General features: G+C 52.4%; 18 protein-coding genes and 1 pseudogene. 5 read left to right on the plus strand and 14 right to left on the minus strand.

The genetic code is table 11. The features are described 5' to 3' along the window. Positions 1-273: 273 nt before the first annotated feature. From galS to mglC, 4 genes are all read left to right on the plus strand, one after another. On the plus strand, positions 274-1,320 hold the full coding sequence (galS, locus tag ACZRKO_RS03180) for an HTH-type transcriptional regulator GalS (RefSeq protein WP_463735810.1): 1,047 nt from the start codon (positions 274-276) through the stop codon (positions 1,318-1,320). Between the two features lie 251 nt (positions 1,321-1,571). Then, positions 1,572-2,570 carry a galactose/glucose ABC transporter substrate-binding protein MglB gene (mglB, locus tag ACZRKO_RS03185; RefSeq protein WP_463735811.1) on the plus strand — a complete coding sequence of 333 codons (999 nt, stop codon included), beginning with the start codon at positions 1,572-1,574 and terminating at the stop codon, positions 2,568-2,570. Between the two features lie 242 nt (positions 2,571-2,812). Further along, positions 2,813-4,354, plus strand: a complete 1,542-nt coding sequence (gene mglA, locus ACZRKO_RS03190; RefSeq protein WP_463737454.1) for a galactose/methyl galactoside ABC transporter ATP-binding protein MglA — start codon at positions 2,813-2,815, stop codon at positions 4,352-4,354. 18 nt (positions 4,355-4,372) lie between these two features. After that, positions 4,373-5,383 (plus strand): galactose/methyl galactoside ABC transporter permease MglC, encoded by a 1,011-nt coding sequence (gene mglC / locus ACZRKO_RS03195; protein ID WP_463735812.1) that lies wholly within the window; start codon positions 4,373-4,375, stop codon positions 5,381-5,383. A 77-nt stretch (positions 5,384-5,460) separates the two neighbouring features. Here the strand turns inward: mglC and ACZRKO_RS03200 are convergent. The 12 genes and pseudogenes from ACZRKO_RS03200 to ACZRKO_RS03255 form a co-directional block, all read right to left on the minus strand. Then, a pseudogene (locus ACZRKO_RS03200) lies at positions 5,461-5,631 on the minus strand (IS4 family transposase); the annotation flags it as partial. Positions 5,632-5,689: 58 nt separating this feature from the next. Further along, positions 5,690-6,169 carry an Hcp family type VI secretion system effector gene (locus ACZRKO_RS03205; protein WP_463735813.1) on the minus strand — a complete coding sequence of 160 codons (480 nt, stop codon included), beginning with the start codon at positions 6,167-6,169 and terminating at the stop codon, positions 5,690-5,692. 47 nt (positions 6,170-6,216) lie between these two features. After that, positions 6,217-6,405, minus strand: a complete 189-nt coding sequence (locus tag ACZRKO_RS03210; RefSeq protein ID WP_463735814.1) for a hypothetical protein — start codon at positions 6,403-6,405, stop codon at positions 6,217-6,219. Positions 6,406-6,408: 3 nt separating this feature from the next. Continuing rightward, positions 6,409-7,101 carry a hypothetical protein gene (locus ACZRKO_RS03215; protein ID WP_463735815.1) on the minus strand — a complete coding sequence of 231 codons (693 nt, stop codon included), beginning with the start codon at positions 7,099-7,101 and terminating at the stop codon, positions 6,409-6,411. 341 nt (positions 7,102-7,442) lie between these two features. Next, positions 7,443-8,381: an outer membrane permeability protein SanA gene (sanA, locus tag ACZRKO_RS03220; RefSeq protein ID WP_463735816.1), complete on the minus strand. Its 939-nt coding sequence runs from the start codon at positions 8,379-8,381 to the stop codon at positions 7,443-7,445. Positions 8,382-8,609: 228 nt separating this feature from the next. Continuing rightward, positions 8,610-10,307: an NAD-dependent malic enzyme gene (locus ACZRKO_RS03225; RefSeq protein WP_463735817.1), complete on the minus strand. Its 1,698-nt coding sequence runs from the start codon at positions 10,305-10,307 to the stop codon at positions 8,610-8,612. Between the two features lie 243 nt (positions 10,308-10,550). Beyond that, positions 10,551-11,435 (minus strand): cytidine deaminase, encoded by an 885-nt coding sequence (cdd, locus tag ACZRKO_RS03230; protein WP_463735818.1) that lies wholly within the window; start codon positions 11,433-11,435, stop codon positions 10,551-10,553. A gap of 211 nt (positions 11,436-11,646) precedes the next feature. Next, positions 11,647-12,315 carry an arginine ABC transporter permease ArtM gene (gene artM, locus ACZRKO_RS03235; protein WP_463735819.1) on the minus strand — a complete coding sequence of 223 codons (669 nt, stop codon included), beginning with the start codon at positions 12,313-12,315 and terminating at the stop codon, positions 11,647-11,649. Continuing rightward, the gene (gene artQ, locus ACZRKO_RS03240; protein WP_463735820.1) at positions 12,315-13,031 is read right to left on the minus strand and encodes an arginine ABC transporter permease ArtQ; all 717 of its coding nucleotides are present in this window, start codon (positions 13,029-13,031) and stop codon (positions 12,315-12,317) included. The genes artM and artQ overlap by 1 nt, the downstream gene beginning before the upstream one ends. 12 nt (positions 13,032-13,043) lie before the next feature. Continuing rightward, a complete protein-coding gene (gene artJ / locus ACZRKO_RS03245) occupies positions 13,044-13,775 on the minus strand; it encodes an arginine ABC transporter substrate-binding protein (RefSeq protein WP_463735821.1) in 732 nt (243 codons plus the stop codon). Between the two features lie 29 nt (positions 13,776-13,804). Continuing rightward, positions 13,805-14,533, minus strand: coding sequence for an arginine ABC transporter ATP-binding protein ArtP (gene artP, locus ACZRKO_RS03250; protein WP_463737455.1), 729 nt, complete (start codon positions 14,531-14,533; stop codon positions 13,805-13,807). A 190-nt stretch (positions 14,534-14,723) separates the two neighbouring features. After that, positions 14,724-15,299 carry a lipoprotein gene (locus tag ACZRKO_RS03255; protein ID WP_463735822.1) on the minus strand — a complete coding sequence of 192 codons (576 nt, stop codon included), beginning with the start codon at positions 15,297-15,299 and terminating at the stop codon, positions 14,724-14,726. A gap of 210 nt (positions 15,300-15,509) precedes the next feature. On the opposite strand from ACZRKO_RS03255, the gene ACZRKO_RS03260 reads away from it, so the two are divergent. Beyond that, positions 15,510-16,355 (plus strand): N-acetylmuramoyl-L-alanine amidase, encoded by an 846-nt coding sequence (locus tag ACZRKO_RS03260; protein ID WP_463735823.1) that lies wholly within the window; start codon positions 15,510-15,512, stop codon positions 16,353-16,355. Between the two features lie 7 nt (positions 16,356-16,362). On the opposite strand, the gene ACZRKO_RS03265 is transcribed toward ACZRKO_RS03260, so the two are convergent. Then, entirely contained in the window at positions 16,363-17,397 is a 1,035-nt protein-coding gene (locus tag ACZRKO_RS03265) for an NAD-dependent epimerase/dehydratase family protein (protein ID WP_463735824.1), read from the minus strand. Positions 17,398-17,806: 409 nt separating this feature from the next. After that, complete coding sequence (locus ACZRKO_RS03270) at positions 17,807-19,279, minus strand: DUF2867 domain-containing protein (protein WP_463735825.1); 1,473 nt, start codon at positions 19,277-19,279, stop codon at positions 17,807-17,809. Between the last annotated feature and the right edge of the window lie 6 nt (positions 19,280-19,285).

A 19,285-nucleotide genomic window follows, 5' to 3' on the forward strand; every position in this document is an offset into this window, starting at 1 on the left:
ATGAATATGAGAGAAAGGTTGCAGAATTGTATGTAAACGTTTTCTTTCCTGTGACGAGATTCACGCAGGTGTTTTCACAAAGCGTTTAGGATAGCGGTCGTGCAGAGTTAGCCGATCGTTACACTAAAACAGGAAACACCATGATCACTGTACTGCGGCCTTTTTTGAGTACCTTTCTCACCACCTGGGTGTTATCCCTGAGTTTTCCTCCCTATTCCTTTCGTACCGACACCGCCCGCGTAACCTCTTTGCCGTCAGAACACGGAGCGACCTATGGTCACCATTCGTGATGTGGCAAAGCTGGCTGGCGTCTCCGTCGCAACGGTTTCTCGGGTTCTGAATAATCCAGCTATTGCCAGTAAAGAGGCACGCGAGCAGGTACTGCAGGCGGTGGCCGCGCTCGGTTACCGGCCAAATGCCAACGCGCAGGCGCTGGCGACGCAGAGCAGCGATACCATCGGCGTGGTGGTGATGGACGTCTCCGATCCCTTCTTTGGTGCACTGGTCAAAGCCGTGGATATGGTGGCCCAGCGCCATCATAAATATGTGCTGATCGGCAACAGTTACCATGAGGCCGAGAAAGAGCGTCACGCGATAGAAGTGCTGATTCGCCAGCGCTGTAACGCACTGATTGTACATGCAAAAGCACTGGGTGATGACGAACTTTCACGCTTTTTGGATCAGGTGCCGGGCATGGTGCTGGTTAACCGTGTGATCCCCGGTTATGAGCACCGCTGCGTATCCCTTAATAACGTCGTGGGTGCCGAAATGGCGACGCGGCTGCTGCTATCGCAGGGGCATCAGCGAATCGGTTATATCGGTTCCAATCACGGTATTGAAGACGAATTACAGCGTCATCAGGGCTATCTGGCCGCGATGACGCAGGACGCGTCAGCACCAATGACGCAGACACGTCAGCCGCCGCCGGAAAGCTGGCGTGCGCAGGGTTCGCCGGACCTGCAGGGCGGGGAAGCGGCGATGGTGGAGTTATTGGGCCGCAACCTGCATCTGAGTGCGATTTTCGCCTATAACGACGCGATGGCCGCAGGGGCGCTGGCAGTGCTGAAAGAAAACGGTATCAATGTTCCACAGGATTTTTCACTGGTTGGATTCGACGATATCCCTATTGCGCGCTACACAAGCCCGAAATTGACGACGGTTCGCTATCCGATTGTTTCTATGGCGACATTAGCCACTGAATTAGCGCTGAAAGGGGCCGCAAACCAGCTGGTGGCGGGGGTGTCGCACTGTTTCATGCCGACGCTGGTCAGGCGTCACTCCGTGGCACCCTGGCAAAATGTGGCACCGGTCACTTATTGATTAAATAACGTCGTGTAACCGTTTTCAATCTGTGAGAACTTTCACAGTTTATTAACATTGACGCCATTATGATTCATTCGTTTTCTACATGATTCAGTTTGGTCCGACCTACCGGACAGGTTTCACAGCGAGTCAGGAAGTCAGACGTCAAGGAAGGCAGGCACCGCAGGATTGTTGAGGCGCGGACGCACTGCTCCCGCATGGATTGCCGGTGCCACACTCTGTACCACCCTACATAACCGGAGATACAAATGAATAAGAAGGTCTTCACCCTGGCTACTCTGGCTGCAACTATGATGTTTGGCGCTGCCGCCCATGCTGCTGATACTAAAATCGGTGTCACTATTTACAAATATGACGACAACTTCATGTCTGTAGTGCGTAAAGCCATCGAGAAAGATGCGAAAGCGTCTCCTGGTGTGCAACTGCTGATGAATGACTCGCAAAACAGCCAGTCCACCCAGAATGACCAGGTAGACGTCATGCTGGCAAAAGGCGTTAAAGCGCTGGCAATCAACCTGGTTGACCCGGCTGCGGCCCCGGTGATTATCGAGAAAGCCCGCGGCGCTGGCATTCCGGTTGTGTTCTACAACAAAGAACCGTCCCGTAAAGATCTGGACAGCTATGACAAGGCTTACTACGTCGGTACCGACTCTAAAGAGTCTGGCATTATCCAGGGCGAACTGATCGCTAAACATTGGAAAGCCACGCCAGCCTGGGACCTCAACAAAGATGGCGTGATCCAGTACGTGCTGATCAAAGGCGAACCGGGCCATCCGGATGCTGAAGCCCGTACCAAATACGTCATCAGCACGCTGAATGGTAAAGAAGGCCTGAAAACTCAGCAGTTGCAACTTGATACCGCCATGTGGGATACCGCACAGGCGAAAGACAAGATGGATGCCTGGTTGTCTGGTCCAAACGCTGACAAAATCGAAGTGGTTATTGCCAACAACGATGCGATGGCAATGGGTGCAGTAGAAGCACTGAAATCTCATAACAAATCCAGCATTCCGGTCTTCGGTGTGGATGCGTTGCCAGAAGCGCTGGCACTGGTGAAATCTGGCGCAATGGCCGGTACCGTGCTTAACGACGCTGACAATCAGGCTAAAGCAACCTTCGATTTGGCGAAAAATCTGGCTGACGGTAAACCTGCTGCTGATGGCACCAAATGGAAAATTGAAAACAAAGTGGTACGTATTCCTTACGTAGCCGTAGATCAATCTAACTTATCTAACTTTGTTAAATAATTCAGAGAATACGGACAGACAAGAAAATAGCTAAATATATAGCTAAGTAGTGGCATTAATAAGAAGTGAAAGTGAAATCTGATTTTATGAAGGATTTTACAAATAGAGTTGAACGACGTTAATACCTGCTAACAGGATGTTATGTCGAAAACGCCGGTCAGTTTTCTGACCGGCCGTTTTGGCGATATCAGGAATTAATATCTCAGTTTTTTTATCTTTTGCCTGGTACAACTATGGCCGATATGAATAGCCCTGACAAAACATTGTCTGATAAAAACAGCGAGCAACCCCGCGAGTTTTTGCTGGAAATGAGTGGTATCAATAAATCATTTCCTGGCGTCAAGGCACTCGATAATGTGAATTTAAAAGTTCGCCCGCACTCTATTCATGCTCTGATGGGTGAGAATGGCGCGGGGAAATCCACGTTATTAAAATGCCTTTTTGGTATTTACAGCAAAGATTCCGGCACCATTTTGTTTCAGGGGCAGGAAATTAATTTTAAAAGTTCGAAAGAAGCACTGGAACAAGGCGTGTCGATGGTTCATCAGGAATTAAACCTGGTGTTGCAGCGTACCGTCATGGACAACATGTGGCTCGGGCGTTACCCGACCAAAGGTTTCTTCGTCGATCAGGATAAGATGTACCGCGACACCAAAGCCATTTTCGACGAGCTGGATATTGATATCGACCCGCGTGAGAAAGTCGGCAAGCTGTCCGTTTCTCAGATGCAGATGATTGAAATTGCTAAGGCTTTCTCCTATAACGCGAAAATCGTGATTATGGATGAGCCGACGTCATCATTGACCGAAAAAGAGGTCAACCATCTGTTCACGATCATCCGCAAGCTGAAAGACCGTGGCTGCGGCATTGTATATATCTCGCACAAGATGGAAGAAATTTTCCAACTGTGTGATGAGATAACGATTCTGCGCGATGGTCAGTGGATCATCTCCCAGACGCTGGAAGGCCTCGACATGGATAAAATTATCTCCATGATGGTGGGCCGTTCCCTCAGCCAGCGTTTTCCGGATCGCCAGAATGTACCGGGAGAGGTCATTCTTGAAGTCCGAAATCTGACGTCGCTGCGCCAGCCTTCAATCCGTGATATCTCTTTTGATCTGCATAAAGGTGAGATTCTGGGCATTGCCGGTCTGGTGGGCGCCAAGCGCACTGACATTGTGGAAACCCTGTTTGGTATCCGCGAGAAAGTGGCCGGCACCATCAAACTGCACGGCAAAAAGATTAATAATCACAGCGCCAACGAAGCCATTAACCACGGCTTTGCCTTAGTGACCGAAGAGCGCCGTTCTACCGGTATTTATGCGTATCTGGATATCGGCTTTAACTCGCTGATTTCCAATATCCGTAACTACAAAAATAAAATGGGCCTGCTCGACGTTGGCCGCATGAAGAGCGATACCCAATGGGTTATCGATGCAATGCGGGTAAAAACACCAGGACACCGCACCAATATTGGGTCGCTTTCCGGGGGAAATCAGCAAAAAGTGATTATCGGCCGCTGGTTATTAACTCAGCCGGAAATCTTAATGCTGGATGAACCGACGCGCGGTATCGATGTGGGCGCGAAGTTTGAAATTTATCAGTTAATCACCGAGCTGGCGAAAAAAGAGAAAGGGATCATTATTATCTCTTCCGAAATGCCTGAACTTCTGGGGATTACAGACAGAATATTGGTTATGAGCAATGGACAGGTTGCGGGAATTGTTGACACCAAAACAACTTCGCAGAATGAAATCTTACGCCTTGCATCCTTGCACCTCTAATTTTTAAGGGTTCTTATTATGAAAGCATTAAATAAGAAAAGTTTGCTCACTTATTTAAAAGAGGGCGGGATTTATGTGGTGTTGCTGGTATTGCTGGCAATTATTATTATCCAGGATCCAAGTTTCCTGAGTCTGATTAACTTAAGTAATATTCTTACCCAGTCCTCCGTGCGCGTTATTATTGCACTCGGTGTAGCGGGATTGATTGTTACCCAGGGTACTGACTTGTCAGCCGGGCGTCAGGTAGGTCTTGCTGCTGTGGTTGCGGCCACCATGTTGCAGGCAATGGACAACGTGAACAAGGTCTTCCCGAATCTGGACGTGGTGCCTATTCCGCTGGTTATTTTGACGGTCTGTATTATTGGGGCGCTCATTGGGTTACTGAACGGTATTATTATCGCCTACCTGAATGTGACGCCTTTTATTACCACGTTAGGTACCATGATTATCGTTTACGGCATTAACTCGCTGTATTACGACTACGTGGGCTCATCTCCGGTCGCCGGTTTCGACCCTGGTTTCTCGCATTTCGCCCAAGGCTTTATTCAGATTGGCGGCCTGAAACTTTCATTCATTACCTTCTACGCGCTGATAGCTATTGGCTTCGTCTGGGTACTGTGGAATAAAACCCGTTTTGGTAAAAATATCTTCGCCATCGGTGGTAACCCGGAAGCGGCAAAAGTGTCCGGCGTTAACGTACCGTTAAACCTGATCATGATTTATGCCCTGTCAGGTGTGTTCTACGCCTTCGGCGGTTTGCTGGAAGCGGGGCGTATCGGCAGTGCCACTAACAACCTCGGCTTTATGTACGAGCTGGATGCCATCGCTGCCTGCGTCGTTGGTGGGGTGTCATTTGCGGGTGGGGTGGGTTCTGTCGCTGGTGTAGTGACCGGTGTGCTTATCTTTACCGTCATCAACTACGGCCTGACGTACATTGGTGTGAACCCTTACTGGCAGTACATCATCAAGGGTTCAATCATCATCTTCGCCGTGGCGCTGGATTCATTGAAATACGCCAAGAAGAAGTAAGCGTCCAAACCGGATTGAGTCTGCACAGCAGAGTAAACAAAAGGGCGCTTCGGCCAATGCTGGTCACTTAAGGTGACTGGCATTTTTTTTAAGGGATATTTCGACCTTTTTTCTCTCACTTCTCTCGCATACTCCCGCTCTCGCCTTTCGGGTAATTTCAGCATCGCTGTGTTGCTGTAAAAGTGCTTCAGATGACTCGGGATTGTTCCCGGCGATGCCCACGGCAGCCCGATTAACAACTGTCGTACGACGAAGAAGTGCAGAAGGTTATCAGCATTTTCGCACCGCCCCTGGTCGGGAAGGGTATCAGGCTACGCAACGTTCATTCCATGTATCGCGGTAGATAATGTTTCCATCCGTGTACTTCCAAGTGATCGCCTCATACCGTAATTCGAGCGTTTCCAAATGTGTGCTGCTCATACCATTTGGGGCCAAATACGGCGCAATCGTCGTGATCTTGACGTTATCCAGAATAATATTGAAATACTCGGCCTCGATGCCGGATTCTAAGATACGGTACATCTTGATTGTCGCCTTCTTCATGATTCGGCCTTCACATACAGCGCGATATAGAAGCGGCGTAGTCTGGTCGAATTCTTTCACTATCACGATAGGCCGGTGAACTCGTGTTCCGGTGAGTTTTCCCATATGCGCATCAACAGGAATAGTTACACCGTGGGAGAATGATTTTAATTCGATGGAGCCTAAACGCATTGGCATCAAACAACTACCGACAATCGGAGAGCCGTTCTCATCTTCAAGCCATAAATGTGCGGGAGTGGACATTCAATTTCCTTATAAATTAATTTCAAATAATGGTAATTGTCAGACGATTACCATTTCACGTAGCGACCAAAAATAACCAGCATGAATACGAGGAATACGGGTACAGGCCATATAGGGCCATCAGGGAAGAAATGCACTAGAACAACCGCAAATATGAGTGTTAGTGCTGCGGGCCCGTACATCGAAAATAATGACCTGAATATCCGCCTAAAAAATCTTTTGATAAGATTCATCATGTTTTATCGAATCATCTTGGTGATGATGTCGGCAATACCACTATCCGACGCCCATTGTGCTTTAAGCGCCTCAGCCCGCTCAAACAATGGTTCTATCAGGAAGTACATCATTTCCAGTTCTTGAGCATATAGCGCAGCGTAGTAACTCGGGTAAGTAAAGTGAAGGCGACGTGCGCTATCTGCTGCTTTCTGAACAACGCCATATATGCCAACTGATGCGATTCCCCTAGAAGCCCAGCCGCCTACTATTGCGCTGATTTCAAGACTTAGATTCATGCCAACGGCGACGGCCGATGCTGCCGCTAAAGCGAATCCGGCGTTTGTGAGTGAGCTTGCGGCAATGTGGACATTCACAGCCATGAGCATTTGTTTGATGTGCTCTATCTGATCGGACGTTTTGTATTTGAATACGTCATCAAAATAGATTTTAAGCATTTCATATACAACATCGGTATGTCGTAGAAGATGATAAACCCCTTTAGAGAATCGTATATCTTCGGTCTTTTGTTGCTGACAAACGTCCTGATATTCATCGGTAAAGCAGGAGGTGTAATACAACGCGCGTTGTGCGCCCGCTCCTATTGTTTCAATCTGAGTTGATACCGTCTTTCCGGCGCTCGTAAATGCGTGATCGAGCTTTAGTGCGAGGATTTTATTGGCCTGAAGATAACTAATGACTTCATTGCTGTAGTACATAACCGCTCCTGGTTAATCTCCATTAAGTCCGTGTGGGAAGTGTAAGTGTTCAATGTTGGTGAGTAAATGTGCATTTGTGCTGCATGGATCCACATTTTTCCAAAAAATATTAATCACCGTGCCGCCGCTGAGCGCGCCGTGGTGGGGTTTTAGATTTCTCGCCCGATGTTGATGTGAGTTGGCGCTTTCGCCGCGTGTCGTGCGTCTGGTGGCCTCATGGCGCAGGCGTAAAAAAGCTGCCAGTCTGAACATTAACCCTTTTTACAAGATCCATTATGTCAGCCAACTGATCCTTAAAAGGTTTGCATTAGACGCTTCGGCGCTCTTTTTGCATACCAACATTAATGGGTGAAAGGGCGTGACTGGGAGAACGGATTTCTGCCGGGCTCCGTTGGCGCGGCAGCGGGTGGCGGCGTGGCATCTTCGGTGTCATCCTGCTCAGCGTCGCTGACGTCCTGCTCGGCTTTGATTCTGGCTGCTTCAACCGCGGCGGCCTTATCGGCGGTAGCTTTTTCAGCGTCGGCTTTCAGTTGCGCAGCTTTGGCAATAGCGGCTTTCTTCTCATCGGCCAGACGTTGCTGTAATACCAGCAGCTGCTCCGGCGTTACCGCAGGGTATCCCTGAGCATCGTCAGGAATATGATGTACGGCCGGGATCGGGATAAGCGGGCCCAGGAAGCGCGGCTCACGTTTAAGAATGTAGAGATCCGTCAGCGCGCCGAGGCGGGCAAAAATTTCGCGCACGCGCACGGTCATGATGTCTTTCGGTGACGGGACGGCAAAACACTGCGCCTGAATCCCCATATGCAGCGCAATATAAAGCGCACGCTCACAGTGGAAACGTTGTGTGATGATGATGAAGTCGTTGGTATCGAACACTTTACGGGTGCGTACGATGGAGTCCAGCGTTCGGAACCCGGCGTAGTCGAGTACGATATCACTGGCAGGAATGCCCGCGGCCATCAGGTCACGACGCATGGTCATCGGTTCGTTATAACTTTGCTGGGCATTATCACCGCTGAGCAGCAGGTATTTAACCTTGCCGCTGTTATAAGCGTTAATGGCACCCTGAATACGGTAGAGGTAATACTGGTTGGGCACGCCGGTGCGGTAGTATTTTGCGGTACCGAGCACAACACCAACCTGACGGTGCGGCAGTTCCTGCACCTCATCATAGATATAGTCTTTGGTTTTCCAGCTCATCCACCGGTCAAGCCCAATAGCCACAACCAGCATCAGTACGACGATGCCAGTGAAGCCTAATATGAGCCTTTTAAACATGATGGTGCCCCGTGTGGAGTAGAACGCTGGAAATCAGGGCTTCAAGGCTACTTGACCAGCGAGAACCATGCAATAAGCACAAAGCGCGATCTCGAGGCTTCGCGGAATTTTTCGGCAGTTTTCAGCCAATTACTCGAGAGTTTGGAACCGCCACCGTATTTTTTGCATAAAAAGGGCCAATGCCTTAAGACATTGGCCCTGATCAATGGACTCAAAAACGCGCCTTAGTCAGAACGAGGTGCGTTTGTAATCACGGTATTGTGGTGCCCAGAAGTTGTGCTCGATGGCTTTCGACAGCGCATCCTCCGAGGTCACCATTGCCACGCCCTGCAACTGGGCGGCTTTACCCACTTCCATCGCGATGCATTTTGAGACGCCCTGAATATCATCCACATCCGGCAGCAGTGAACCCACGCCGTCGGTGGCCAGCGGTGAACACTCAGCGAGTGCGCGGCTGGCGGCCATCAGCATTCCGTCGGTAACGCGGGTGGCACCCGAAGCGACTACTGCGAGACCAATGCCGGGGAAGATATAGGAGTTGTTGCACTGCGCAATGGGGTAGACCTGGCCTTTGTAATGCACTGGCGCGAACGGGCTGCCGGTCGCGACCAGCGCAGCCCCGTCGGTCCAGTTAATGATATCAGCGGGCTGCGCTTCAACGCGGGACGTCGGGTTGCTCAGCGGCATGACGATCGGACGCGCGCAGTGCTTGTGCATCTCACGGATCAGCTCTTCGGTAAACAGCCCCGGCTGGCCTGATACGCCAATCAGCACGGTAGGTTTAGCATAACGAACCACGTCCAGCAGGGAGATGCTGTCGTTGTTCAGCCCCCAGACGTTGAGGTCGGCGCTTTTTTGCGTCAGCTTGCTTTGGAAATCGAGCAGGTTGGGCAGTTTATCGGTCAGCAGGCCGAATCTGTCCACCATGAAGACTTTAGCGCGCGCTTCTTCTTCGCTCAGCCCTTCGGATTTCATCTGAGCAATGATCTGCTCAGCGATACCGCAACCGGCGGAACCGGCACCGAGGAAAGTCACGGTCTGGTCACGCAGACGGCTGCCGGCTGCTTTACAGGCGGCAATCAGGCTGCCGAGCGTCACGGACGCCGTACCCTGAATATCGTCGTTGAAACAGCAGAGTTCATCACGGTAGCGTGTCAGCAGCGGCATGGCATTTTTCTGCGCGAAGTCTTCGAATTGCAGCAGAACGTTCGGCCAGCGCACTTTTACGGCTTCGATGAACTGGTCAACGAAGGCGTAATACTCGTCACCGGTGATACGCGGGTGACGCCAGCCCATGTAGAGCGGGTCATTGAGCAACTGCGGATTGTTGGTACCGGCGTCCAGTACGACAGGCAGGGTGTAAGCCGGGCTGATGCCGCCACAGGCGGTATAAAGCGACAGCTTACCAATCGGAATGCCCATTCCTCCGATGCCCTGATCGCCAAGGCCCAGAATGCGTTCGCCGTCGGTCACGACAACCACTTTAACGTGCTGTTTGGTGGCGTTCTGCAACATGTCGTCGATGTGCGCGCGATTCGGATAAGAGATAAACAGACCGCGTGCGCGGCGGTAAATATCAGAGAAATGTTCACAGGCTTCGCCCACGGTCGGGGTATAAATCACCGGCATCATTTCGCTGAGATGGGAGTCAATCAGGCGGTAAAACAGGGTTTCGTTGGTGTCCTGTATATTGCGCAGATAGATGTGTTTATCGATATCGGTTTTGAAATCCTGAAACTGACGGTAGGCGCGTTCGGCTTGTTCTTCTATAGTTTCAACGGCTTCCGGCAGCAGTCCATGCAAGTTGAAGTTGCTGCGCTCTTCTTCGGTGAAGGCACTGCCTTTGTTGAGCAGCGGGAATTCCAGCAGGATCGGGCCAGCGTGCGGGATATACAGCGGGCGTTTACTCTCGTATTCAAGTTCCATGATTTTACTCTTCAGGCTCTCGGGGCGGGTGGCTGATTTCTTAGTATTCACTATGTTAGGAAGCTGATCCTAAGAGAATAAGTAAATATGTACAGTATTTGTTATCAGGCTATGACGAAAGGCCGGGAATTTGTGATTTATGTCGGATTTCTGTGGGAAGGGTAACAATGCCAAAGAGGGATTTCAAATCAGGGCGCATTGACGGGCAGGGTTTAAGCGCCCGTCAATGTTTCGAACAGAAGCTTACAGTGTCAGGGCGGTGAGCTCTTCACAGCCGAGTGCGGCCAGCGTGGAGCGGGTGGCGTCGTGCTGGCTGACCAGCGGCTGCGGGCGTTCGATCAAAACGGCACGGCGGATTTTCATGCAATCTTCACCGGACATATTCAACAAGATCAGCGCCCCCTGCAACGGTGGCAGGCTTGGGTTGAAGGCAGCATTTTCCGCATAGCGCCCGGCGAAAATCTTGCCGTTCTCGGTCTCCAGCGCGATACCGCTGTGCGACTGGCTATAAGGGGCGTGGCTCTGATTACAGGCTTGCAGCGCCTGCTGACTGATGTCATCCGTTTCTGCAATGCTGTAACCGTGGTCAACCTTATCCATCAGCAGCGTGGTGATATCCAGGTCTTTCGGCCCGAACGAATAGGGCAGGTAGTCACCGAGCGTCGCGACGTCGCGGTCCGGCAGGTGGATATTCAGCGCTGTGCCGCTGTTAAGCTCGTTCATAAACTGACGGCAATGGCCGCACGGCGTGTAGTTGACGGTGATGGAGGCCAGTTTCGCTTCGCCACGCAGCCAGGCGTGGGTCACGGCGGACTGCTCGGCATGGACGGTTTGCTGCATGGACACGCCGCTGAACTCCATATTGGCGCCAAAGTAGAGATTACCTGAAACCCCACGTGCGACGGCCCCGACGTGAAAATGTGAAATGGGCGTAATGGAGCAAGCGGCAGCCAGTGGCAGCAGTGCAAAGGCCAGCGCGTCATCATCCAGACCCGTTTGCGTACGGACGTCCGCAACCTGAGCGGCGGTCAGCATAGCCGGGAAATCGTCACGGCTGAGCAACGGTTCGAGTGCGGTCTGAAGTGCGGCGGGCAGTGTGGCGAATGCGTCAGTGAAACGGGAATGCATGAGGTGTGATCCTTGAGGATTTACGGGGAATCATTCTATGGGCCTTTCATCTGATTTTGTGTGATGCAGATCTCTATTTTTATGAAAATTGAATGTTGCGTTGCAAGAATGCGAGATGTCTCGCAAGTTTTAAGTCGCTGGGACGTGCTTCAAAGTAAAAAGGCGACCCGAAGGCCGCCTTTTCAGCGTAGCGTATTTTTATCACAATCGGTTAATTACGGCGCTCGAAGGCCAGAGCACGGCGCTCAATCAGGCGCATCATGAGTGTCAGCAGACCGTTCACACACAAGTAAACAACACCCGCAGCACCAAACACCATCACGTCGTAAGTCCGGCCGTACATCAGCTGGCTGTGACCCATGACATCCATCAGCGTAATCGTATAGGCCAGAGAGGTACTTTTAAACACCAGCACCACTTCATTGGAGTAAGACGACAGCGCACGCTTGAAAGCAAACGGCAGCAGAATACGCAGCGATTGTGCTTTCGACATACCCAGCGCTTCGCATGATTGCCACTGGCCTGATGGAATCGCGCGCATCGCACCGGCAAACAGCTGCGTGGTGTATGCCGCACTGTTCAGCGCCAGCGCAAACATCGCGCAAAGCCACGGTTGCGACAGCACTTCCCATAACCACGGGATTTCACGAATTGACGGAAATTGCCCCGGGCCGTAGTAAATAAGGAAGATCTGCACCAGCAACGGCGTACCGGTAAACAGCGTGATGTAACCTTTCACAATCTGGCTCAGCACCGGCACTTTCAGCGTCAAGACGACGGTGAAAATCAGTGCCAGCAGCAGGGCGACGATCAGTGCCGCGACGGTCAGGGTCAGGCTGGTGTGCAGCCCTTTCATGACTTCAGGTAAGTATTCCCACATCAGGAAGCACTCCGTTCAAAGCGGGTGGTACGGAGTTCGATGCGTTTGATAACAAACTGGCTGAACAGGGTGACGACCAGATAAATCCCGCCGGCGATCATGTACCAGGTAAACGGCTCCTGAGTCCGTGTGGCGATGCTTTTGGTTTGCAGCATCAGGTCATTTACGCTGATAAGCGATACCAGCGCGGTGTCCTTAAGCAGTACCAGCCACTGATTGCTCAGGCCCGGTAACGCGTGACGCCACATTTGCGGCATGATCAGGCGAAAGAAAATCGCCGCTTTTTTCATGCCCAGCACCTGGCCGGATTCCCACTGTCCCTGCGGTACGGCTTTCAGCGCGCCGCGCAGTGTCTGCGAAGCATAAGCTGAATAAAGCAGTGACAGCGCAATCACCCCGCAGACAAACGGGCTGACTTCGAAGTTATCGATAGGCAGTTTTACCGGTAACTGGAACAGGCCGAAATTGATGTTGAAGCCATCGGCGAGCACCACCAGCAGCTGGGATGAGCCGAAATAGATAAACAGCACCACCAGAATTTCCGGCAGACCACGTAGGATAGTGACCCACGCGGTACCGAGCCAGCTAACGGGCTTCCACGGCGCTGATTCCCAGACGGCAAAAATCATCGCCAGAAACAGGCCGAGGACCAGTGCACACAGGGCAAGGCCGACGGTCATCCCGGCGGCGCTGGCTAAAGGTTGGAATTCATTCATTGATAGCAAAACTTATTGCTGGAACCATTTTGAATATAGGGTCTGGTAAGTGCCATCTTGTTTCACTTTTGCCAGGGCTGCATTCATTTTAGTTAACAGTTCGGTGTTGTTTTGACGAACAGCGATACCCAGACCGGAACCGAAGTACGTTTTATCGGTAATTTTGTCGCCAATGGCAGCCAGATTAGGGTTCTGCTTCAGCCACTCGTTTACGACGGCGGTGTCACCGAACACGGCGTCAAGACGGCCATTTTTCAGATCCAGTACGGCATTCTGATAGCTGTCGTAAGGGACTGCAGTGATTTCCGGATGTTTTTCCATCAGGAATTTCTGGTGAGTGGAACCGTTCTGCATCCCTACGCGCTTGCCTTTCAGGGCCGCAAGATCGGCAAATTTCCCTTTCTCAGCGATGAAAATGGCGGAGTTATCGTAGTAAGCATTAGTGAAGGAAACCTGCTTCTCACGGTCGGCCGTGATGTCCATACCAGAAATCACTGCGTCAAAACGACGGAATTTCAGGCTTGGGATCAGGCTGTCAAACGCCTGGTTGGTAAAGGTACAGTCTGCCTGCATCTCTTTACACATGGCGTTCGCCAGATCGACGTCGAAGCCCTGAATCTTATTGCTGGTATCCACGAATTCAAACGGAGGATAAGAGGCTTCCATCGCGAAACGGATGGTTTCAGCCGCGCTGGCGGATAAACTGACGCTTGCCAGAACAGCAGCAATTAATAATTTTTTCATCGCAAACTCCGTAGTAACCATCAATGAGATCAATGTGACAGATAGCTGGCAAACTCTTTGGTTTGCGGCTGGGTAAAGCAGGAAGCATCGCCCTGTTCAACAATGCGACCGTTTTCCATGTACACCACGCGGCTGGCCGTTTTACGCGCCACTTCCACTTCGTGGGTCACGATAACCTGCGTGATGCCGGTACCGGCCAGTTCGCGAATAATACTCACGATTTGGGCAGTAATTTCCGGATCCAACGCCGCGGTGGGTTCGTCAAACAGTAATACCTGAGGTTCCATCATCAACGCACGGGCAATAGCCACGCGCTGCTGCTGACCACCCGAAAGATGCAGGGGGAACCGGCTGGCATAATCAGTCAGACGCAAACGGGTCAACAGTTTTTCAGCGCGTTTCATGGCGACATCTTTACTCAGACCCAGCACACGCATCGGAGCTTCCAGTAAGTTGTCGAGCACCGTGCGGTGCGGCCATAAATTGTATTGCTGAAACACCATGCCGACGTTTTGGCGCAGTTCACGCACCGCTTTCTCGTCTGGTTTTTGGGTGAATTCGAAGGTGTTCCCGGCTATCTGCAAGGTGCCTGACCGCGGCATTTCCAGCAGGTTTAAGACCCGCAGAAGAGAACTTTTCCCCGCACCGCTTGGCCCGAGTAACACGAGTGTTTCTCCGGCAGGGCAGTCGAGCTGAATGTCGAACAGCGCCTGATGTGCGCCGTAGAAGCAATTGATGTTATTTAGTTGAATACTCATGCGCAAATAGTGAATAGCCATTGATGCCGCAGATGGTAACTTCCGTAGCATAGTTATGCAACGATCGCGGGATAAAATTTATGAGTGAGGTGTAGAACTGCCAAAGCATAGCACAAGATATTGTTACGCAGTGGTTAACAGAGAAAAAGTCAGGCCCGGATCACGCGGGCCTGACTGCTGTTATGCAGACTTACTGATTTTCCAGAACCTGGCGAAGTGTGCCGCTCGAGGCGAAGTCGAGATTAGCCATATAGCGCACGTCGTCGACGGCCCAGCAATGGCCTTCACGTATCATCAGCACTTCATCTTTCCAGGTTGATTTAGCCCCGTTACCTTTCTGGTGCGACATTGTGACGCGCAGCGGAATGTTACGGGCATCGGTGTTTGGAATGGTCGAGGCGCTGTCTACGGAGGCCGAGGTCGGGCCATCGAACAGGCTGGAGAAGACATCACCATCGGTAGCACCCGGTTTTTCATTCGGGGTCGCGGCGATATCCACTTTATGTTCCGACTGCGCTTTTAACAGTTCGTTATACAAACCGGTACTCAGGTAAGGGCGGTACTCGGCCAACTGGCTGCTGTCGGGCAGGCCAGCGCCGCCTTTCTGAATGCGCAGATCATAAAATTTCTGCGCCACGGTGTCCGGGCCGCCGTCAACGCATGGCGAGGTACGCGTGCCAATGTCCTTAAATGCGGGGTCAACCGTAGTACAGGCGCTCAGGGTCAGCACCAGGGGGATCGCGGCGGCAAGTGTTTTATATTTCATCGTATTCCTTACTGAAAGATTGAACGTTTTCACCATGACTTTCTTTATCATACAGTATAAAACCGATTTCAATTGCTGCATGGTGCGGTGTGAAATCGGCCGGATTGGCTTGCGCTATACTGGCTGGCAAACCGCGCTGCACTGCGCGGAGCATACGGACGGCAATTAATAAGGAATACTTATGCAAAATTTAACCATCGTTAGTCGCCCATGAGGCGCTTTTTGCTGCCTGCAGGGGCAGTATTCTGCGGTTTATTGCTGGCAGGTTGTCAGTCATCTCCGCCGTCAGAGGACCAACATCTTCCCTACCGGCTGGAAACCCAGCGGCAGGCACAGGGCGCGGATCAGCGCGTGCGCTTTCTGGTGATCCATTACACTGCTGAAGATTTCCACAACGCATTAAACACGCTTACTGATGAGCACGTCAGTGCGCATTATCTGATCCCGGCGCACCCGCCTCTGGAAGAGGGGAAACCGGTGGCGTGGCAACTGGTGCCGGAATCCCTGCGCGCGTGGCACGCGGGGGCCAGCGGCTGGCGAGGGCGAACTAATCTTAATGACACCTCGGTGGGTATTGAGCTGGAAAACAGAGGCTACAGCGCGCATTTACTCGGCAAAAAATTCTACCCGTACCCGCCTGCGCAAATCGATCTGCTGGCGTCGCTGAGTGAACAAATCATTGCCCGTTATCAGATTGAGCCGCGTAATGTGGTTGGTCACAGTGATATCGCGCCGCAGCGCAAAGACGATCCGGGACCGCTGTTCCCGTGGCAGGAACTGGCGAAGCGGGGGATTGGTGTATGGCCGGATGCAAACCGGATACAGGCGAATCTCGCGGGACGTGACCGATATCAGCCGGTAGATGCGCAGATGTTGCTGGTGAAACTGGGGAAATACGGGTATCCGCTGACTGACAACATGACGGACAAACAGCAGCGCCGCGTGATTGCGGCGTTCCAGATGCATTTCAGGCCGGAGAATTACCGTGGCGAGGCAGATGCTGAAAGCGACGCGATCATCAGCGCGCTGTTAGCGCAATATCCCGATAAGAGCTGAGAAGGGGTTAGTCGCGCTTTGACCCGACGCTTTGCAGACCCTGGAGGCGTCCGTGGTCACGCAGCCAGTTGGCGGTGCGGATAATGCCCTGATCTAGCGACACCACGGGGTGATAGCCCAGTTCATCCTGCGCTCGCTGGGTATCAAGCGTAAGATCAAAATTGAGTTTGGCGACGCTGTAATGCGTCAGCACCGGCTCTTTGTGCGAGCTTTTGCTGAACTTCTCCATGCCGCGCGCCATCATGTCCAGCAGCGGGTAAGGCACCGAGCGGATACGGTACTTCATCTCCAGCGCATCCATCAGATGTTGCACCAGCGTGCGCAGCGGGCGCGGTTGCTGGTTGGTGATATTAAACGCGCGGCCGGATTCTGTGGTCTGCGTTTCCGACGCCAGCCACATGGCATGCACCACGTTTTCCACGTACGTCATATCCACCAGCGCCTCGCCACCGCGGGGCAGCATGAGCGTTCCACCGTATTTCAGCATTTGCAGCAGGCGCGGCAACAGCACGTTGTCGTGCGGGCCGAATACACCTTGCGGGCGCAAAATAGTGAAGTGAGTTTGGGGATTGGACAGCGCCAGCGTAGCGATCACCTGTTCAGCCGCCGCTTTGCTGCGGGCAAAAGAGTTGGCATAACGGTTCGGGCGGAAATCTTCTTTGATATTGCGGTGATGGTGGAAATCGAAATAGACCGCCGGCGAGGACATATGCACAAAGCTGCCGACGCCATAAGCAGTAGCCCATTCACCGAGGCGGCGCGTGGCGCGCACGTTGGCCAGTTCGAAATCCTGTTCGCTGCCCCACGGAGCAATCATTCCTGAGCAGTGCCATACGGTATCGACATCGGCCAGCAGAGCTTTTGCCTGAGCAGAAACCAGCGTGGTGAGATCGGCGTGAATGAATTCAGCGCCCATTTTCTGCAACAGCGAACCCATGGCGGCGTTACGGCCCGTCGCCCTGACTTTAATGCCTTTATTGCGCAGAAACTCCACCGCATTGCGGCCTAAACCGCTGCTAGCACCGGTGACCAATACCTTCATAACTGCTCTTCATCCTTCGCATCGTCTAGAGGCGCCTACTTTTGGTGCAGCGGCGTTAGCGGCACTCATTACTCGTTCCGTCCCTGGGCCTCGCCCCTGAAGGGGCCGCTGCAAGCAGCGTTCAAATCTGCTCCTGCAGATTTGTCACCCGAATCATTGACTTCCGTCATCTCATCCTACGGGGCAGCGCGAGCGCTGTTCAAAGCGGTTAACCGATTTGTCATTCGTTTACTGCCTTGCTGCGACACGAATGATTTTGAGTATTTGTTCATATATCAGAGAGTGTTGGCTAGGCCTGGAACCTCTCAGCAAGAAGGGTGCCATTCTTTCGTGAAATTGTGCGGGTTGCAATGGGTAAGCGATGTCTGCTTGTCTGAAACTGTGCGATTGCGCGCGAAATAAGCCGCTGTCAGCGGCCACAACGATCTTTTTGCCGCGCAAGGCTGGCGATGCGTTTTGCCATACCACGGAAAATAAATTGATGCGCGGGCATCATACTGAACCAGTATAACAAACCGCTGAAACCTGCCGGGTGCCACCAGGCACGCACATCGATACTGCGGCTTTCACCGTGGTCGGTGATGGTGAACGTCAGCCGGCCGAGGCCCGGCGCTTTCATGCCAAACAGCAGAGAAAGTTCGCGCTGCGGTTTCAGTGCAATCACTTTCCAGCCGTCAATTTTATCGCCAATTTTCAGCTGATCGCGCTCAGGGCGGCCATACACCACACGCCCGCCGATCACATCGTCAATTCGTGCCCGCAGTTTCCATATCACGTTGGCATAAAAATAGCCCTCTTTGCCGCCGAGCTGCTGCACGACTTGCCACAATGCCGCTTTCGTGGCTGAGGTTTCAAGGGTAAATCCGGCCTGCTTCGGGTAATAACCATAACCTGGCCGCCAGCGGGCGCGGGCGTCAGCGTCGTAATGCCAGTCGGTTGAGTCGAGAACTTGCTGCTCCTCTTTCGCCAGCGTTTGCCGGATGGCGTCATCCACCGGGATCAGTGTCTGAGGAATTAATGCTTGCAACGCCGCACTGTCGGCTGGCAAATCATGATTCAAACCCTGGATCAGCGCCTTAGCCAGCGGCGTGGGAACCGACGTGATCATGCTGATGAAATAGGTGGAGATCATCGCCGTTGGCAACGGGATCGGGATCAACCAGCGGCGTTTACCACTGATGGCAATAAAGCGCTCGAACAGGGTCTGATAGCTGATGTATTCCGGTCCTGCCGCGTCAAACTGGCGGTGCGCATCGGCAGGCGCGACGATAAGACCGCTGAGATAATTCAGCAGGTTTTCCAGTGCCAGCGGTGATGATTTAGAGCGCACCCAGCGCGGGGGCGTCAGCACGGCAAGGTTGTACACCATATCTCGCATCACTTCGAACGCCGCAGAACCGGCACCAATGATGATGCCCGCCCGCAGTTCGGTGACGGGGATATCGCCCATGCGCAGTAAATCGCCGGTCAGTTTGCGCGCCTGAAGATGGGCCGAGTGGCTCTCCTGTGGCTGCATCGACCCGAGATAGATAATGTGTTTGATGGTGGAGTCTTTCAGCGCCAGCAGGGTGTTTTGCGCCGCCTGTCGCTCCTTTTCCAGCAGATCGTCTTCTTCTGCCATCGCGTGAACCAGATAGACCAGAACGTCAGCCCCTTCGAAGGCTTCTTTCAGACTCTTACTCTGATAAACGTCAGCAAAGCAGCAGCGCACATTCGGCCACTTTTGCTGTTGCAGCCAGTCGAGGCGGCGGGCCGCGGCGGTAACCTGAAAGCCCTGTTGGCTTAAATGTGACGTCAGGTGTTGACCAACATAACCGCTGGCGCCCAGCACCACTATTCGTCCGTTAAATACCCGTCCGTCAAATATTGAAGCAGGCATCATCCATTT

Source organism: Ewingella sp. C233, from assembly GCF_055407225.1.

Excerpts from the sequence above, each read along its gene's own strand:
- galS (WP_463735810.1), top strand. The coding sequence starts at position 274 with ATGGTCACCATTCGTGATGTGGCAAAGCTGGCTGGCGTCTCCGTCGCA.
- mglB (WP_463735811.1), top strand. The coding sequence starts at position 1,572 with ATGAATAAGAAGGTCTTCACCCTGGCTACTCTGGCTGCAACTATGATG.
- mglA (WP_463737454.1), top strand. The coding sequence starts at position 2,813 with ATGAATAGCCCTGACAAAACATTGTCTGATAAAAACAGCGAGCAACCC.
- mglC (WP_463735812.1), top strand. The coding sequence starts at position 4,373 with ATGAAAGCATTAAATAAGAAAAGTTTGCTCACTTATTTAAAAGAGGGC.
- ACZRKO_RS03205 (WP_463735813.1), bottom strand. The coding sequence starts at position 6,169 with ATGTCCACTCCCGCACATTTATGGCTTGAAGATGAGAACGGCTCTCCG.
- ACZRKO_RS03210 (WP_463735814.1), bottom strand. The coding sequence starts at position 6,405 with ATGATGAATCTTATCAAAAGATTTTTTAGGCGGATATTCAGGTCATTA.
- ACZRKO_RS03215 (WP_463735815.1), bottom strand. The coding sequence starts at position 7,101 with ATGTACTACAGCAATGAAGTCATTAGTTATCTTCAGGCCAATAAAATC.
- sanA (WP_463735816.1), bottom strand. The coding sequence starts at position 8,381 with ATGTTTAAAAGGCTCATATTAGGCTTCACTGGCATCGTCGTACTGATG.
- ACZRKO_RS03225 (WP_463735817.1), bottom strand. The coding sequence starts at position 10,307 with ATGGAACTTGAATACGAGAGTAAACGCCCGCTGTATATCCCGCACGCT.
- cdd (WP_463735818.1), bottom strand. The coding sequence starts at position 11,435 with ATGCATTCCCGTTTCACTGACGCATTCGCCACACTGCCCGCCGCACTT.
- artM (WP_463735819.1), bottom strand. The coding sequence starts at position 12,315 with ATGTGGGAATACTTACCTGAAGTCATGAAAGGGCTGCACACCAGCCTG.
- artQ (WP_463735820.1), bottom strand. The coding sequence starts at position 13,031 with ATGAATGAATTCCAACCTTTAGCCAGCGCCGCCGGGATGACCGTCGGC.
- artJ (WP_463735821.1), bottom strand. The coding sequence starts at position 13,775 with ATGAAAAAATTATTAATTGCTGCTGTTCTGGCAAGCGTCAGTTTATCC.
- artP (WP_463737455.1), bottom strand. The coding sequence starts at position 14,533 with ATGAGTATTCAACTAAATAACATCAATTGCTTCTACGGCGCACATCAG.
- ACZRKO_RS03255 (WP_463735822.1), bottom strand. The coding sequence starts at position 15,299 with ATGAAATATAAAACACTTGCCGCCGCGATCCCCCTGGTGCTGACCCTG.
- ACZRKO_RS03260 (WP_463735823.1), top strand. The coding sequence starts at position 15,510 with ATGAGGCGCTTTTTGCTGCCTGCAGGGGCAGTATTCTGCGGTTTATTG.
- ACZRKO_RS03265 (WP_463735824.1), bottom strand. The coding sequence starts at position 17,397 with ATGAAGGTATTGGTCACCGGTGCTAGCAGCGGTTTAGGCCGCAATGCG.
- ACZRKO_RS03270 (WP_463735825.1), bottom strand. The coding sequence starts at position 19,279 with ATGATGCCTGCTTCAATATTTGACGGACGGGTATTTAACGGACGAATA.